We start from the raw sequence: 14750 nt of genomic DNA on the forward strand, positions 1-14750 counted from the left end.
ATCCCTTTTGCGCCGGTTTGGCGCCGTCGCGGTCATCCTGTCCATGACGGTGGCGGCAGCGAACGCCCAGGACCCGTCCCGGATGCCGCCGCCTGCCGTCGCCGTCCTTCAGGTCGAGCCGCGCGCCGTTCCGGTCGTGCGCGACCTGCCCGGCCGCATTGCCGCGACGCGTGTCGCGGAGGTCCGCGCCCGGGTCTCGGGCATCCTGCTGGAGCGCGTCTTCCAGCAAGGCACGCTCGTCAGGCAGGGGGATGTGCTCTACCGGATCGACCCCAAGCTTTTCGAGGTCAGGGTCGCGAGCGCGCAGGCCGCCCTGCAGAAGGCCAAGGCCGGCAAGGCCAATTCCGAACAGCAACTCGCGCGCCAGAAGACGCTGCGCGAGCGCGAGGTGGCGAGCGGGATCAATTTCGAGAACGCGGAACTGGCGCTCGCCCAGGCCAACGCGGATGTCGGGCTGGCCGAAGCCGCGCTGGCGGAGGCGAAGATCAACCTGGATTACACTGAGGTTCGGGCCCCGATCACCGGCATCATCGGGGCAGCCCTGGTCACGGAGGGAGCGCTCGTCACCGCCGACGCCCCCCAACACCTGGCCTTGATCCAGCAGATCGACCCGGTCTACGCGGATTTCACGCAGTCGGCTCAGGAGCTTCTGGCGCTGAAACGCTCGGTCGATGCCGGCAAGCTCGCTAGCCCTGAGCCGGGCAAGGCCCGTGTCGAGCTGGTCTTCGACGACGGCGCCACCTATGCGCAGGCCGGTTCGCTCCTGTTTGCCAGTGCCAGCGTCGATGCGACGACCGGTCAGGTGACGCTGCGTGCCGAGTTCCCGAATGCGAAGGGCGACCTGCTGCCCGGCATGTATGTTCGTGTCCGCCTCGAGCAGGCGGTCCGGGAGGGCGCGATCACCGTGCCGCAGCGCGCCATCGTCCGCACGCAGGAGGGGCGAGCCCAGATCTACGTGATCACGCCTGACAATACTGCCGAGGCGCGTGACGTCGAGCTTGGCGAGGCCATCGGCTCCGACTGGCTCGTCCTGTCCGGTCTCAAGGCCGGCGAAAAGGTCGCGGTTGACGGCGTCCAGAAACTCCAGCCTGGCGCAAAACTGGCGCCGGAGCCCTGGTCGCCTGCGACCGATGCTGATGGCTCGAAGAGCCGATAGGTCCTGACATGGCACAGTTTTTCATCAGGCGGCCGATCCTCGCCTGGGTCTTCGCGCTGTTCATCTGCATTGCCGGCGCGCTGGCCCTGCCCTTCCTGCCGATCGCGCAGTACCCCAAGGTCGCGCCGCCGCAGCTGACGATCTCGACCGCCTACCCCGGCGCCTCGCCCCAGGAGATCTACCAGGGCGTGACCCGCCTGATCGAGGAAGAGCTGAACGGCGTCGCCGGGCTGCTCTATTTCGAGTCGACCTCGGACAACTCCGGCTCGGTCTCGATCAACGCGACCTTCCAGCCCGGCACGGATATCGATCAGGCGTCGGTCAAGGTCCAGAACGCGATCAAGCGGGTCGAATCCCGGCTGCCGCGGGCGGTCACCACGCAGGGCGTTTCCGTCGAGGAGGCATCCGCGGGCTTCCTGATGATCGTCTCGCTGACCTCGCTGGACGGGCAAATGGACGAGGTCGCGCTCGGCGACTACCTCAACCGCAATGTGCTCGGCGAGCTTCGGCGCATCGAGGGTGTCGGCCGGGCGCAGCTCTTCGCGGCCCAGCGCGCCATGCGCGTCTGGATCGACCCGGTGAAGATGGTCGGCCTGAAGCTGACCGCCGACGACATCACGGCCGCGATCAGCGCGCAGAACGCCCAGGTGGCGGCCGGCCAGATCGGCGCCGCGCCGAACCCGGTCAGCCAGGACCTGACCGCAACCGTGCTCGTCAAGGGCCAGCTCGCGAGCGCGGCCGAGTTCGGCGAGATCGTGCTGCGCGCCAATGCCGACGGCAGCACCGTTCGGCTGCGCGACGTCGCGCGCATCGAGCTCGGCGCGGAAAACTACAATTTCAGCAGCCGTCTCAACGGCAAGCCGAGCGCGGCGGTGGGCATCCAGCTCTCGTCCACCGGCAACGCGGTCGCGACCTCGCAGGCGATCCGCAACAAGCTCGCCGAGCTTTCGCGGTTCTTCCCCAAGGGCGTCGAGCAATCGATTCCCTACGATACCAGCCCCTTCGTCTCGGCCTCGATCAAGAAGGTGCTCCTCACGCTGCTGGAAGCGGTCGGGCTCGTCTTCATCGTGATGCTGATCTTCCTTCAGAACATCCGCTACACCGTGATCCCGACGCTCGTCGTGCCGGTCGCGTTGCTCGGAACCTGCGCGGTCATGTACGCGACCGGGTTCTCGATCAACGTGCTGACGATGTTCGCGATGGTGCTCGCCATCGGCATCCTCGTCGACGACGCCATCGTCGTCGTCGAGAATGTCGAGCGCATCATGGCCGAGGAAGGCCTGTCTCCGCGGGCGGCGACGAAGAAGGCCATGGGCCAGATCACAGGCGCGATCCTCGGGATCACGCTCGTGCTCGCCAGCGTCTTCATCCCGATGGCCTTCTTCCCCGGATCGACCGGCATCATCTACCGCCAGTTCAGCCTGACCATGGTCGTCTCGATCCTGTTCTCGGCCTTCCTGGCCCTGTCGCTGACGCCGGCGCTGTGCGCGACGTTCCTGAAGCCGATCGCTAGGGGACATCACGAGAAGAAGGGGCTCGGCGGCTGGTTCAACCGCAACTTCGACCGGGTTACCGCCGGCTACTCCCGCAGTGTCGTCGGCCTGGCGAAGCGGGCCGGTCGCGTCATGGTGGTCTATCTCGCGCTCGTCGTCGGGCTCGGCTACCTCTTCGTCAAGCTGCCCAGCGCCTTCGTGCCGAACGAGGACCAGGGCTATGTCATCGTCGACATCCAGGGCCCGCCGGAAGCCAGCGCCAACCGCACGCTCGCCTCGATCAAGCAGATCGAAGGCATCTTCCAGGCCGACCCAGCCGTCGCGAATGTCGTGGCGATCCAGGGCTTCAGCTTCTCCGGCAACGGCGCGAATGCCGCGCTTGCCTTCGTGACGCTGAAGGACTGGAGCGAGCGTGGCGCCGACAGCTCGGCCCAGGCCGTGGCGGACCGGGCCAATGCCCAGTTGTTCAGCCTGAAGGACGCGACGACCTTTGCCCTGTCGCCGCCGCCGATCGAGGGTTTTGGCACGACGAACGGCTTTGCCTTCCGCCTCCAGGACCGTGCCGGCGCCGGCCAGCGCGCGCTCGCCACGGCGGCCGCGGACCTGCTTGCCCGGGCCGGCAAGAGCAGCGTGGTCACGGGCCTGCGCATCGAGGGCATGCCGGACGCCGCGCAGCTTCTGCTCGTCATCGACCGCGAGAAGGCCAACACATTCGGCGTCACCTTCACCGACATCAACACCACGATCACGGCCAATCTCGGCTCGTCCTATGTCAATGACCACCCGAACGCCGGACGCATGCAGCGGGTGATCGTGCAGGGGCGCGACCGCGACCGTCTCCAGGCGGAGGACCTGCTCAAGCTCAACGTCCGCAACGCCCAGGGCGGGATGGTGCCGCTGTCGTCCTTCGCGATCGCGCAATGGCAGAAAGGCGCTCCACAGATCGTGGGCTATAATGGCTACCCGACCGTCCGGATCACTGGCGAGCCGGCTCCCGGCCAGTCCTCGGGCGCGGCCATCGCCGAGATGGAGCGGCTCGTCGCCGAAGTTCCGGGCGGGTTCGGCTTCGAATGGACCGGGCAATCGCTGGAGGAGATCAAGTCCGGCTCGCAGGCGCCCATGCTGTTTGCGCTCAGCATCCTGTTCGTGTTCCTGCTGCTCGCCGGTCTCTACGAAAGCTGGTCGATCCCGCTCTCGGTGATGCTGGTCGTGCCGCTCGGCATCATCGGTTGCGTGCTCGCCGTCATGCTGAGGGGGATGCCCAACGACATCTACTTCAAGGTCGGACTGATCGCGATCATCGGCCTCTCCGCCAAGAACGCGATCCTGATCGTCGAGTTCGCGAGGGATTATTATGCGGAGGGTCGGTCGCTGCTGGATTCGGCGACGGATGCGGCAAAGGTCCGTTTCCGGCCGATCATCATGACCTCGCTCGCCTTCGCGCTCGGTGTCGTGCCGCTGGCGATCGCGACCGGCCCGAGCGCCGCCAGCCAGAACGCGCTCGGCACCGGCGTGCTTGGCGGCATGATCTCGGCGACCGTGCTCGCGATATTCTTCGTACCGGTCTTCTTCGTGTTCGTGCTCAAGCTGCTCAGGACCAGGCGGCCGGGCGACCAGCACGAGGACGGCACCGCAGAGGCTCCCGCAGCAGCGACTCCGGCCCTGTCTCAGGAGCCAGCCGGCGGGGTCGCGGTCACGTCGGCAAGCTCCTCGGCCTGACGGTTCGCCGCGAGGTCGAGGCCGGCTTCGAAGAGTGTCGCCAGACTCCGTGTCCGGTCGCGCCAGCGGGGTTGCCTTCGCCGGCAGGCCGGACCGCGCAGGCCTTCCGGCGCCCCCGCCGCGCCTTCACGGATGGTGCAGCATTCGCGCACGCCCAAGGCGGTCCTTCCGACACGGGGAAGGTCGCCGCGGCCTAGCCTTTGAGCAGACGTTTCGAAGGTCGCAGGTGGGCGGGAAGCCGAACTTCGCGACCGCCGCCGCAAACGCCTTGATCGCGTCAGAAGCTGACCCAAGGGCGGTTCCAACAAGCGGACGCTGGAGCGAGCAGTGAAGCGACGTTGAGCATTAGCCGATTTCACCTTTTCAAGCGCAGGGCGTCCACGAGCAGGGCAAATGCCGGAGTAGGCTGACGCCGGCTAGGGTAATACAAGTGATAGCCGGGATAGCTTGGACACCAGTCTTCAAGGACGCTGATCAAGCTGCCGGCTTCGAGATGATGCCGTACCTTGTCCCGCGGCAGGAAGCCCAGCCCAAAGCCATCCAGCGCGGCCTTCTCGATCAGTTCGATCGTGTTGAAGGCGAGTGGTCCGTCAGCGCGAACCTTAAGCTCGCGCCCGTCCTTCCTGAAGTCCCAGACGAAATGTCCGCGCGAGGCGGAGAGGCGAAGGTTGATGCAACGGTGCCGTACCAGGTCCTGGGGAATGGTCGGAGCCGGCAGCTCCGTAAAATACGCGGGTGACCCGACCATGGTCATTTCGAGGTCGGGCGCGATGCGGACCGCTATCATATCCTTGTCGACATGCTCCCCGAGGCGAATGCCGGCGTCGAAGCGCTCGGCAACGATGTCGACCAAGCCATAGTCGGAGACGATCTCGACGCTGACGTCTGGGTACCTCGGCAGAAAGGTCTTCAGCACCGGGTAAATGATGGTGTCCGTCGCATGCTCGACCGACGTGATGCGGATCGTGCCGGCGGGTTTCTCGCGCATCTCGCTCAGGGCGGCGAGGCTCTCATCGAGCCCGCTCAAGGCCGGGACCAGCGTCTGCAACAAGCGTTCGCCGGCATCTGTGGGCGAGACACTTCTGGTGGTTCGTCTCAGCAGGCTGAGGCCTAACCGGCCTTCCAGACGTCGCACGATCTGGCTGAGGGCCGACTGGGACATGCCGAGCTTCGCCGCCGCCAGCGTGAAGCTGCCCGCCTCGGCGACGGCCATGAAGGCCGACAGATCGGCAAGATCCTCGCGTTTCATTCAGTGCGCCTGCTTCTAGGTTCATGCAATTCATAGCGGCTAATCGCTAATAGCGACAGCGCGTACGTTACGGCCATCGGAACAGCGCTGGCCCTTGGGCACACCAACGGCAGCCTCATCAAAAGGGAATGGCCATGAACGAAGTGTCCGCTACGTCCACCACCGGCTTCAACCGTCGTAGCGTTCTCTCGCTCGGCTCGGTCCTCGTCGCGGCGATGATCGTCCCCACCGTGGTCAAAGCCGCTCCGGCATCGACGGCTGCCAAGGTCGGTGGAGCGACGGTAAAGGCCGTCCAGTTCAAGAACAACGCCATCACACTCGCCGGCAACCTCTATCTGCCCGCCGGCTTTACCGAGGGCCGCAAGTATGCCGCGATCATCACCGTCCATCCGGGCGGTGGCGTGAAGGAGCAGACCGCAGGACTCTATGCGCTGAAGCTCGCTGAGCAGGGCTTCGTAACGCTTGCCTTCGACGCCGGCCACCAGGGCGCCAGCGGCGGCGAACCGCGCTTTCTCGACGATCCGATGCGGCGCGTCGGCGACATCTACAGCGCGGTCGATTACCTCATTTCGCTCCCCTATATCGATGCGAACCGCATTGGCGCGCTCGGCGTCTGCGCAGGCAGCGGCACGGCCATCAAGGCCGCCTCCACCGATCGCCGGATCAAGGTCGTCGGCACGGTGAGCGCCGTCGACGTCGGCGCCGCGACCCGCAAGGGCTGGGACGGAAAGGCCACCGTCGCCGAGCAGATCGCCACGCTCGACGCCGTTGCCAAGCAGCGCTCGGCCGAGGTCACCGGCGCCGCCCCGGTCTACGTGCCTTACGTTCCCGCCGTTGGCGACAAGACCGCTCCGCGCGATCTTCAGGAGGCCGCCGATTACTATCTGACGCCTCGCGGCCAGCACCCGAACGCGCCCAACAAGCTGCTGCTGACCAGCCTCAGCGCCATGGTCTCGTTCACGGGCTTTGACCAGATCGAGACCCTGCTGACCCAGCCGCTCATGGTCGTCGCCGGCAGCGAGGCGGGCTCGCTCTGGCACAGCCACGAGCTGCACGCCAAGGCGGCGGGGCCGAAGGAACTGTTCGTCGTCCCAGGTGCCACGCACATGGACCTCTATGACGGCGCTGGCGCCGACCTCGCGGCGGGCAAGCTGGCCCCGTTCTTTACCCGCACGTTGGCTTAAGCGGCTGAGGTGTTGGCCGCATGACGACGCGACGCGCCCAAATCATGCTCTGGGGCTTAGCAGCACTGATCGTAGGGATACCGGTGGTTTCGACCATCTCGGTCGTCATTATCGAGAACAGGCAGCATACGAAAAATATGGTTCTGGCGGACGCGTTGCGCGCTTCGCCAGAGCAGCAACAAAGCCGCGATCTGGTCGTGTATTTTTCGCGCTCCGGCAACACCGAGCTGATGGCATTGGAGATTGCCAAGGAGCGGCGCGCGCGGGTCGTTCAGCTAGTAGACGCCGCGTACCGGATCGGCTTGCGCGGCTGGCTGAATGCCATGCGAGACGCTCGGAAGCAGCGCGCGGCGATAACGCCGGAAAAGATCGATCTGTCCGGATATGACACGATCTATGTCGGCTCGCCGATCTGGCTGTACAGCCCGGCGCCGCCGGTATGGCAATTCGTGCAAAGCAACGATCTCAGCGGCAAGCGCGTCATCCTCTTCAATTCGCTGAACAGCAAATTTGAGCAGAGCTACATCGACGCTTTCGCCCGCCTCGTACGCCAGAAGGGCGGCACCTTCGCGCGCCATATCTTCATCGTTCGCGGGCGCATGACGCGCCAGATGGAGAGGCTCGACTTCCTAGCGGAAACAACAAGGCTCCTTCGCGAAGCGGCCGAGCTCTAAAAATCCTGGTGCGTGCGCTGAGGCCGTCTCGCCATGCCGCGCGCCGCTGACCCCAAAAGAGAAAGAACGACAATGAGCAAGGTTTGGTTCGTGACCGGCGCAGGCCGTGGCCTCGGCATCGATATCGCCCGAAAGGCATTGGCGGCCGGGCATTCGGTCGTTGCCACGGGGCGCAAGCCCGAAACCATGCTGAATGCGATCGGCGCCCATGAGAACCTGCTCACGGTGGCGCTCGACATCACCGACCCAGAGGGGGCGATCGCCGCGGCGCAGGCAGCCGTGGATCGGTTCGGCCGGATCGACGTCCTGGTGAACAACGCGGGCAATTTCTACGCCGGGTACTTCGAGAACATCAGCCCAGACCACTTCAGGGCGCAGATGGAAACGAACTTCTTCGGTCCCCTCAACGTCACACGTGCGATCCTCCCGATCATGCGCAGGCAGCGCGCTGGCCAGGTCATCACGGTCTCCTCCCTGGCCGGCCTAATCGGGCAGGAATTCGTGGTCGCCTACGCAGCCTCGAAGTTCGCTCTGGAGGGGTGGATGGAGTCGCTGCGCTTCGACGTGGCGCCCTTCGGCATCGATGCCATGGTCGTCGATCCGGGCTTCTTCCGCACGGAGCTTCTCGTCGAGGGCGCCTCGACCATCTGGCCGGAACTCCCGATCGAGGACTATGCCGAGCGCACGGCTCAGACGATCGCAGCCTGGTCGGGTATGAACGGCCAGCAAGGCGGCGATCCCGCCAAGCTGGCGGGCGCGATCGTGACCCTGTCGGATTCCGGGAAGCTGCCCCTCCGCTTTGTCGCTGGCGGTGACGCCATGGCTGCGGTCGAAGCCAATCTGAAGACCGTACAGAGCCAGATCGACGCGCTTCGCGACCTGTCCGCCTCCCTCGCCCACGACTGATCAGAGCCGAAAGGAATTTCCATGTTGGTTCATCGCGTGGCCTTGGTGGCGATCGCGCTGCTTGCCTGCTCGTTTCCGCCCGCATTCGGCCAAACCAACCGGGCGACCTTCCCAAAGGCCTTCGACAGATACGTGTTGTACGCGACCTACGACCGCGGCTTCGCCAAGGAGGAGGCGTTCGCGCTGCCCGAGACACTGGCTCTCGCGAAGGCTGGAAAGCCGCTGCCGCCCGGCACGCAGCTCGTCCTCGGCATATGGAGGGCGCGCCAACTTGCGGAGTATTTCGTGATGGAGAAGGGGGTGAACTGGGGCGCGGATTTCCCGGCCGATGTCCGCACGGGCGACTGGCATTTCCAGCAGTTCGACACGACCCGCCAGGTAATGCGCACGGCGTTCGCAGAGAGGTGCCAGTCCTGTCATAGCTCGCAGTCCCGGGATGATTACCTGTTCACGATCGACAGGATGCGGACTTATATTCCTTGAGCTGCCTGCCTGGAAGCGGACGTTCAGAGCGTCCGCAAAGGGCCGCGCCCTGCCGTTACGCGCAACACCGCGAATGTCTCAGATGGGTCCGGGAGCGGATTCTGGCCAGTAGCCCGGAAGCAGGCATTGCCAACGGTCTCGCCTGACTTCCGTTCCCGACCCGAGTCGGACCTGGGCATGTTTGCTCTCGGCTGCCGCTGTTATTGGGATGATTGTGAGGCTTCGGAGCCCGCTACCAAAGACGCTTGACTGCGAAGCCGTCGAAGAGTGCGTCGTTCGAAATCAGCACGATGTCTTCGGATTGAGCCTGGGCAATGAGCAGGCGGTCGAACGGGTCGTTGTGCGCGATGTTCATCGCGCCGGCGAGCAGGGCATGGCGGACGGTGATCGCCAATTCCGAAAAGCCCTGATCGGCGATGATCGCCTCAAAGTCCTGCGCGAGCAGCGCCGCGTCAGGGAGCTTGCCGACACGGAATTTTGTGGCGACCTCCATGGCCGAGGCGGCGCTGACGGCGATGCTGTTGGCCTCGTCCCCGATCGCCTCGCGAGCACGGGGGCTCAGCGCCTCGTCACCCGCCAGCCACCAGATCAGAGCATGGCTATCGAGCAGCAGCCTCAAGTGAGATTCCACCCCCCGAGTTCATTCTCGGGCAGCGGCTCGTCAAAGCGCGCATCAACGGCGATCTTTTCCCTAAGCGCCCCGAAGCGCCGCTTGCCGCGTGGTGCAACCGGCACCAGGCGCACGACCGGCACGTTGCCACGGGCAATGACAACATCTCCGCCCTCAAGTGCGTCTGCGATCAGTTTGGACAGGTTGGTCTTTGCCTCGTGAACCGAGAACTGGGCCATCCGCTTCTCCTTAGCTAAGGATATAGCTAAGGGGTCCGCACCGAGCAGGAGCATGCCAGACGAGCGCGATTGCGCGCCCCAAGGCGTCGCGGCAGCCTGTCTCCCTATCGTCGTTTGAACGCGTCCATGAGGGCGGCACCCAGAGCGCCCTGGCTTTCCTTCTGTGGTGTTCGCGGCGGCCCTCCCCGGCCGGAGCTGCCCTTGCCGTCGCGAGCGTCCTTGCCGCTGCGAGCATCCTGGCCGCCGCGAGCATCCTGGCCGCTGCGAGCATCCTGGCGCGCGTTCTCGCGCGGCCCCTTCGAGCCGTCGGCACCTGCGTCGCTCCGCATGGACAGCGAGATGCGCTTGCGCTTGATGTCGACCTCCAGGACACGCACCTTCACCACGTCGCCGACCTTCACCACCTCATGCGCGTCCTTCACGAAGCGCTCGGCAAGCTGCGAGACATGGACGAGCCCATCCTGATGGACGCCGATGTCGACGAAGGCGCCGAAGGCGGCAACGTTCGTCACCGTGCCCTCCAGCATCATCCCGATTTCCAGGTCCTTCATGTCGTCGACGCCGTCCGCGAAGGTCGCGGTCTTGAAGGCAGGGCGCGGGTCGCGGCCCGGCTTGTCGAGTTCGGCGATGATGTCGCGCACGGTCGGCAAGCCGAAGCGATCGTCGACGAATGCGCGAGGATCGAGCCTGGACAGCGCGGCGCTGTCACCCATCAGCGAACGCAGGTCACGCCCGCAGGCGGCGACGATCTTGCGCGCGACGCCATAGGCTTCCGGATGCACCGCGGAGGCGTCGAGCGGCTCCGAGCCATCCCGGATGCGCAGGAAGCCGGCGCATTGCTCGAAGGTCCGCGGTCCGAGCCTGGCAACGGCGAGCAATTGGCGGCGGCTGCCGAAGGGGCCATTGGCATCGCGATGAGCGACGATCGCTTCGGCAAGCGCAGCGCCGAGCCCCGAGACCCGCGCCAGCAACGAGGCCGAAGCGGTGTTGAGGTCGACCCCGACCGCGTTCACGGCATCCTCGACCATGGCGTCGAGCGCGCGGGCAAGATGGTACTGATCGACGTCGTGCTGATACTGGCCGACGCCGATGGATTTTGGATCGATCTTGACGAGTTCCGCCAGCGGGTCCTGCAAGCGCCTTGCGATGGAAACCGCGCCGCGCAGCGTGACGTCGAGGCCCGGAAACTCGGCGGCGGCTTGTTCCGAGGCGGAATAAACCGAGGCACCGGCCTCCGAGACGACCACCTTGATCGGCTTGGGCGGCGGCAGATCGCCCAGCAGCTCCGCGACCAGCTTCTCGGTCTCGCGACTGCCGGTGCCGTTGCCGATGGAGACGAGCTCCACGCCGTGCCGGCGGATCAGGCTCGCAAGCTCGGCCTGCGTGCCGCGAACATCGTTCCTCGGCGGGAATGGATAGACCGTCGTGGTGGCAAGCAGCTTGCCGGTGCCGTCGACCACCGCGACCTTCACGCCGGTCCGGATGCCGGGATCGAGCCCCATGGTCGTCTTTGAGCCCGCCGGTGCGGCCAGAAGCAGATTCTTGAGATTGCGGGCGAAGACATTGATCGCCTCTGCTTCGGCCTTCATCCGCAGATCGGTCATCAGGTCCACCGAGAGGTGAAGCGACAGCTTCACCCGCCAGGTCCAGCCGACGACCTCCATCAGCCAGGCATCCCCCGGCAACCTGTCGCCGATCGCGTAGGTGTCGGCGATCATGCGCGTCACCGGCTTGACCGGTCGCGGATCATCCCTGTCGGCTTCGATGTCGAGCGTCAGAATATCCTCGTTGCGGCCCCGCAGCATAGCGAGTGCACGGTGGCTCGGCACATTGGCCCAGCGCTCGGTGTGGTCGAAATAGTCGGCGAACTTGGCGCCCGCCTCCTGCTTCCCTTCGACCACGCGCGCACGCAGATCGGCCTTCTGATGGAGATAGCCGCGCAGACGCCCGAGCAGTTCGGCATTCTGGGCGAACTGCTCCGACAGGATGTCCCGGGCGCCGTCCAGCGCGCTCTTGGTCTCCGGCACTTCGGCAGTGAGATAGGCCGCCGCCAGCTCGGTCGGCACCGCCCGGCGATCGGCAAGGATCGCCTCCGCGAGCGGCCCGAGGCCGCGCTCACGCGCAATCTCCGCCTTGTTGCGGCGCTTGGGCTTGAAGGGCAGATAGATGTCCTCCAGCTCCGCCTTGGTCGTGGCGGCAGAGATGGAGGCTTCGAGTGCGGGCGTCAGTTTTTCCTGCTGGCGAATGGAGCCGAGAATGGCGGCGCGCCGGCCTTCCAGCTCGCGCAGATAGATCAGCCGTTCTCCGAGCTGGCGCAGCTGGGTGTCGTCCAGCCCCCCGGTGGCCTCCTTGCGATAGCGCGCGATGAAGGGAATGGTCGCCCCCTCGTCGATCAGTGCGATGGCGGCGGCTGCTTGCGGCAGGCGCGCGCCGATCTCGGCGGCGATGCGGGATGCGATTGCGGAGTTGTCGGACATTCAAAAACACTGGAACCGTTGCTGGAACAGACATGATAGTTGGCGGCTGTTCAGGTGCCTAGGCGATGCAGCCTGACTGCCTCCGCACCGATCATGCCCCTTCATAGCACCGCTCTCGATCACCTCCATCCTGCACCTCCATCCTGCCCCGACAGTCCTGCCCCGACAGTCCTGCCCGAAGTCGGCAACGGCCGCCTGCGCGACAAACGGCTCAACGAAACGCTCTTCTCGTCATCGCCGGTTGCCGGAGCATGTCAGGTTTGGGGAATTCTATCTCCTTCCGGCCTTTCACGGGCGCGGCTCCGGCACGGCCATCCTGCGCCATTGCCTGGCGCTTGCGGATGAACGCGCCCTGCCCGTGCGGTTGGAACACCTGCACTGGAAGCCAGTTCGCTCGCTCTACCTGCGGCATGGCTTTGTCGAGACAGTTCGTTCGGAGATCCATTGCTTCCTGGAGCGTCCGGCTGCGCGGAGCCCCGCCTGATTGTGTGCCCGGCCGCGCCAACGGGGGATGCCTTCGTGACAGGCCGGACCGCGCAAGCCTTCAGGCGGGCCGCCTCGCCTGCCTGGGAGCAGCCTCTACGGATGGTTGCGGCATTCTCCCGCCAGCAACGGGCGTCCTTCCTGCTCGCAGAAGGTCGCCGGGGCCTGGCCCTTGAGCAGACGTTCCGAAGGGAGCGTGGGGAGCTGAACGTCCCGTGAGCCGCCGCATTGGCCCCGGATCGCGCCAACCAACGGACATCCAGGCGGGCTTCGGATGGGCCGTTTCTGCGTAGTCAGCGGTCGCGGAGGCGCGTAACCTCTCGAAGACAGATGGTCTGGGGGCAGCATACGCGCGTTTGAGCACGAACTCTAAACTGGAAGGAGTGCCGAAAATGTTCACGAAACGCGACTTCCTTCGTTCCGTCCCACTTGCTGCAATCGCCACCGCAGTGACGATGCCAAAATGGGCGCACGCGCAGGGTGCACAAGTAAAGCTTGACCATGCTCAGATCGAAAACATTGTACGGCGATCGTACCAATACGTCGCCATGTATAATGTAAACAATAAAGCTGCTATGGATGCGCAGAATCCCTTGAGCACCAAGGGATGGAACAAGATTCATAAATCCATGGAACTAGCAAACGCAAAAATGCACGCTATTGCTAGACCTAACAATGATACTCTTTATCAGGTCGCTATGCTTGACCTACGAAATGAGCCGGCAATACTCTCTGTTCCTGCGTTCGATACGCGCTATGCCTCAATGGAGACCTCCGCTTACGATGGCTATATCGACATACCGTTGTCGACTAAATCGGGCGATTATAAGGAACCTACGAAGGTCCTTTTCTACTCAGCTCGCACTCAGGGATATACGCGGGATACCAGGATAGCAGGCGTGGCCAAGTCGATAGCGATGACAGGCGATTTCGTTATCGCTTTCATCCGCGTCATGCCGGAATCCAGCAACCCCGCGAAGCACGCCCGCATCCTTGAGCAGATCAAGGATTTGAAAGTCCAAACCCTGTCCGAATATCAGAGCAAGTCCGCCCAACCTTCCAGCAAGGTTCAATTTCCCGCTTACGGCGCGACAGATCAAGACACCTACGGCACTAATCTTCTGGAAGTAATGCAGTTCATCTTTAACCATACTACCTTCGATTCAGATAACGAACTCGATAAGGCATTGCTCGACGCCTACAAACCTCTCGGTGTGGAACCTGGCAAGACCTATGATGCGACGAAGGTGACGCCGATTGATGGCGCGACGTTCCGCCAAGTCTCAGAGGAAGTGAAGCAGGCAAACATTGCAGTCTTGGGCGATCAGGCCAAGGCTGAGGAGTTTCTCTTTCGCGCGTTTAAGCCGAAGGGCCACATCGACCTCGACACTTTGGTGTTCCAGAATGTGATCGGGCCGATCGGTCAGCCAGCAGACGAAGCACTCTATCTTCCCGTCAACCCCGCAGATAACAAGCCGATGAATGCGTTGCATGACTACGTCATAAAGATGACAAAGGAAGGACTGCCGCCTGCCCTGGCCTTCTGGTCAGTCACTCTTTACGACACGAAAAACGGCTGGTTCATCCCGAACAAGGAAAACAAGTATTCGGTCGGCCAAAATGCGGGATATAAACTGAACGCCGATGGCGGAATCGAAATCCACATTGCCGCCAACAAGCCCTCTGGGGTGCCGCCGGAAAATTGGCTGCCGATCAACCGCGAGGACCAAGGTATCAGTCCAATGCTGCGGCTATATGCTCCCGATCTTGCGAAGGCGAAGACTTGGAAGGCTCCGAAAGCACAGCTCATGAGTTGAGCGGGTTCAGAGCTGAGCTAGGGGCCAGCCCTTCGGAGATGGGTCAGGGGCGTGAATTCGGCCGAGCGCGAACACGCTTCCGCTTAGGGGCGATGGTGCCCGTTCGCCTCCGGCCCGGAACCAGACATTCGATCAGACGCCAGCATAGAGCCGCGCTTCCGCCGCGCGGGCCGCGGGGCTTTGCGTGTCGGCGGATGGTTCGCGGGGCGGATGACGGTGATGACCTGCGTGACGGGCGGAAGGCCGCCTGGCGCGTTCGG

At 64.3% G+C, this 14750-nt stretch carries 12 protein-coding genes; 8 read left to right on the forward strand and 4 right to left on the reverse strand.

Annotated features, from left to right (window positions below):
• Positions 1-43: 43 nt before the first annotated feature.
• Positions 44-1156, forward strand: a complete 1113-nt coding sequence (locus tag AB4099_RS26890) for an efflux RND transporter periplasmic adaptor subunit (RefSeq protein WP_441480345.1) — start codon at positions 44-46, stop codon at positions 1154-1156.
• Between the two features lie 8 nt (positions 1157-1164).
• Positions 1165-4368: a multidrug efflux RND transporter permease subunit gene (locus tag AB4099_RS26895; RefSeq protein WP_441480300.1), complete on the forward strand. Its 3204-nt coding sequence runs from the start codon at positions 1165-1167 to the stop codon at positions 4366-4368.
• Between the two features lie 355 nt (positions 4369-4723).
• Here AB4099_RS26895 and AB4099_RS26900 read toward each other — a convergent pair whose 3' ends face one another.
• Positions 4724-5617, reverse strand: coding sequence for a LysR family transcriptional regulator (locus AB4099_RS26900; RefSeq protein WP_113514475.1), 894 nt, complete (start codon positions 5615-5617; stop codon positions 4724-4726).
• A 134-nt stretch (positions 5618-5751) separates the two neighbouring features.
• On the opposite strand from AB4099_RS26900, the gene AB4099_RS26905 reads away from it, so the two are divergent.
• The 4 genes from AB4099_RS26905 to AB4099_RS26920 all read left to right on the forward strand — a co-directional run bounded on the left by AB4099_RS26905 (position 5752) and on the right by AB4099_RS26920 (position 8864).
• Positions 5752-6801 carry an alpha/beta hydrolase gene (locus tag AB4099_RS26905; RefSeq protein ID WP_113514542.1) on the forward strand — a complete coding sequence of 350 codons (1050 nt, stop codon included), beginning with the start codon at positions 5752-5754 and terminating at the stop codon, positions 6799-6801.
• A 20-nt stretch (positions 6802-6821) separates the two neighbouring features.
• Positions 6822-7475 (forward strand): flavodoxin family protein, encoded by a 654-nt coding sequence (locus tag AB4099_RS26910; protein WP_441480301.1) that lies wholly within the window; start codon positions 6822-6824, stop codon positions 7473-7475.
• A 72-nt stretch (positions 7476-7547) separates the two neighbouring features.
• On the forward strand, positions 7548-8381 hold the full coding sequence (locus AB4099_RS26915; protein WP_113514476.1) for an SDR family oxidoreductase: 834 nt from the start codon (positions 7548-7550) through the stop codon (positions 8379-8381).
• Between the two features lie 36 nt (positions 8382-8417).
• Complete coding sequence (locus AB4099_RS26920) at positions 8418-8864, forward strand: cytochrome P460 family protein (protein ID WP_441480302.1); 447 nt, start codon at positions 8418-8420, stop codon at positions 8862-8864.
• A 232-nt stretch (positions 8865-9096) separates the two neighbouring features.
• Here the strand turns inward: AB4099_RS26920 and AB4099_RS26925 are convergent, their stop codons facing one another.
• The 3 genes from AB4099_RS26925 to AB4099_RS26935 all read right to left on the reverse strand — a co-directional run bounded on the left by AB4099_RS26925 (position 9097) and on the right by AB4099_RS26935 (position 12190).
• Positions 9097-9483: a type II toxin-antitoxin system VapC family toxin gene (locus AB4099_RS26925; RefSeq protein ID WP_441480303.1), complete on the reverse strand. Its 387-nt coding sequence runs from the start codon at positions 9481-9483 to the stop codon at positions 9097-9099.
• On the reverse strand, positions 9480-9713 hold the full coding sequence (locus tag AB4099_RS26930) for a type II toxin-antitoxin system Phd/YefM family antitoxin (RefSeq protein WP_441480304.1): 234 nt from the start codon (positions 9711-9713) through the stop codon (positions 9480-9482). Before AB4099_RS26930 ends, AB4099_RS26925 begins: the two co-directional genes overlap by 4 nt.
• Before the next feature lie 104 nt (positions 9714-9817).
• Positions 9818-12190, reverse strand: coding sequence for a Tex family protein (locus tag AB4099_RS26935; protein ID WP_441480305.1), 2373 nt, complete (start codon positions 12188-12190; stop codon positions 9818-9820).
• 241 nt (positions 12191-12431) lie between these two features.
• Between AB4099_RS26935 and AB4099_RS26940 the strand changes: the two genes are divergently transcribed.
• Entirely contained in the window at positions 12432-12674 is a 243-nt protein-coding gene (locus AB4099_RS26940) for a GNAT family N-acetyltransferase (RefSeq protein ID WP_441480306.1), read from the forward strand.
• 391 nt (positions 12675-13065) lie between these two features.
• Positions 13066-14490 carry a DUF1214 domain-containing protein gene (locus AB4099_RS26945; RefSeq protein WP_441480307.1) on the forward strand — a complete coding sequence of 475 codons (1425 nt, stop codon included), beginning with the start codon at positions 13066-13068 and terminating at the stop codon, positions 14488-14490.
• The last annotated feature ends 260 nt before the right edge of the window (positions 14491-14750 follow it).

This window comes from Allobosea sp. 2KB_26 (genome assembly GCF_052115715.1).
In the GTDB taxonomy this organism is placed as follows: domain Bacteria; phylum Pseudomonadota; class Alphaproteobacteria; order Rhizobiales; family Beijerinckiaceae; genus Allobosea.

Coding starts and splice junctions, on each gene's coding strand:
- AB4099_RS26890 (WP_441480345.1), top strand. CDS start 44: ATGACGGTGGCGGCAGCGAACGCCCAGGACCCGTCCCGGATGCCGCCG.
- AB4099_RS26895 (WP_441480300.1), top strand. CDS start 1,165: ATGGCACAGTTTTTCATCAGGCGGCCGATCCTCGCCTGGGTCTTCGCG.
- AB4099_RS26900 (WP_113514475.1), bottom strand. CDS start 5,617: ATGAAACGCGAGGATCTTGCCGATCTGTCGGCCTTCATGGCCGTCGCC.
- AB4099_RS26905 (WP_113514542.1), top strand. CDS start 5,752: ATGAACGAAGTGTCCGCTACGTCCACCACCGGCTTCAACCGTCGTAGC.
- AB4099_RS26910 (WP_441480301.1), top strand. CDS start 6,822: ATGACGACGCGACGCGCCCAAATCATGCTCTGGGGCTTAGCAGCACTG.
- AB4099_RS26915 (WP_113514476.1), top strand. CDS start 7,548: ATGAGCAAGGTTTGGTTCGTGACCGGCGCAGGCCGTGGCCTCGGCATC.
- AB4099_RS26930 (WP_441480304.1), bottom strand. CDS start 9,713: ATGGCCCAGTTCTCGGTTCACGAGGCAAAGACCAACCTGTCCAAACTG.
- AB4099_RS26935 (WP_441480305.1), bottom strand. CDS start 12,190: ATGTCCGACAACTCCGCAATCGCATCCCGCATCGCCGCCGAGATCGGC.
- AB4099_RS26945 (WP_441480307.1), top strand. CDS start 13,066: ATGTTCACGAAACGCGACTTCCTTCGTTCCGTCCCACTTGCTGCAATC.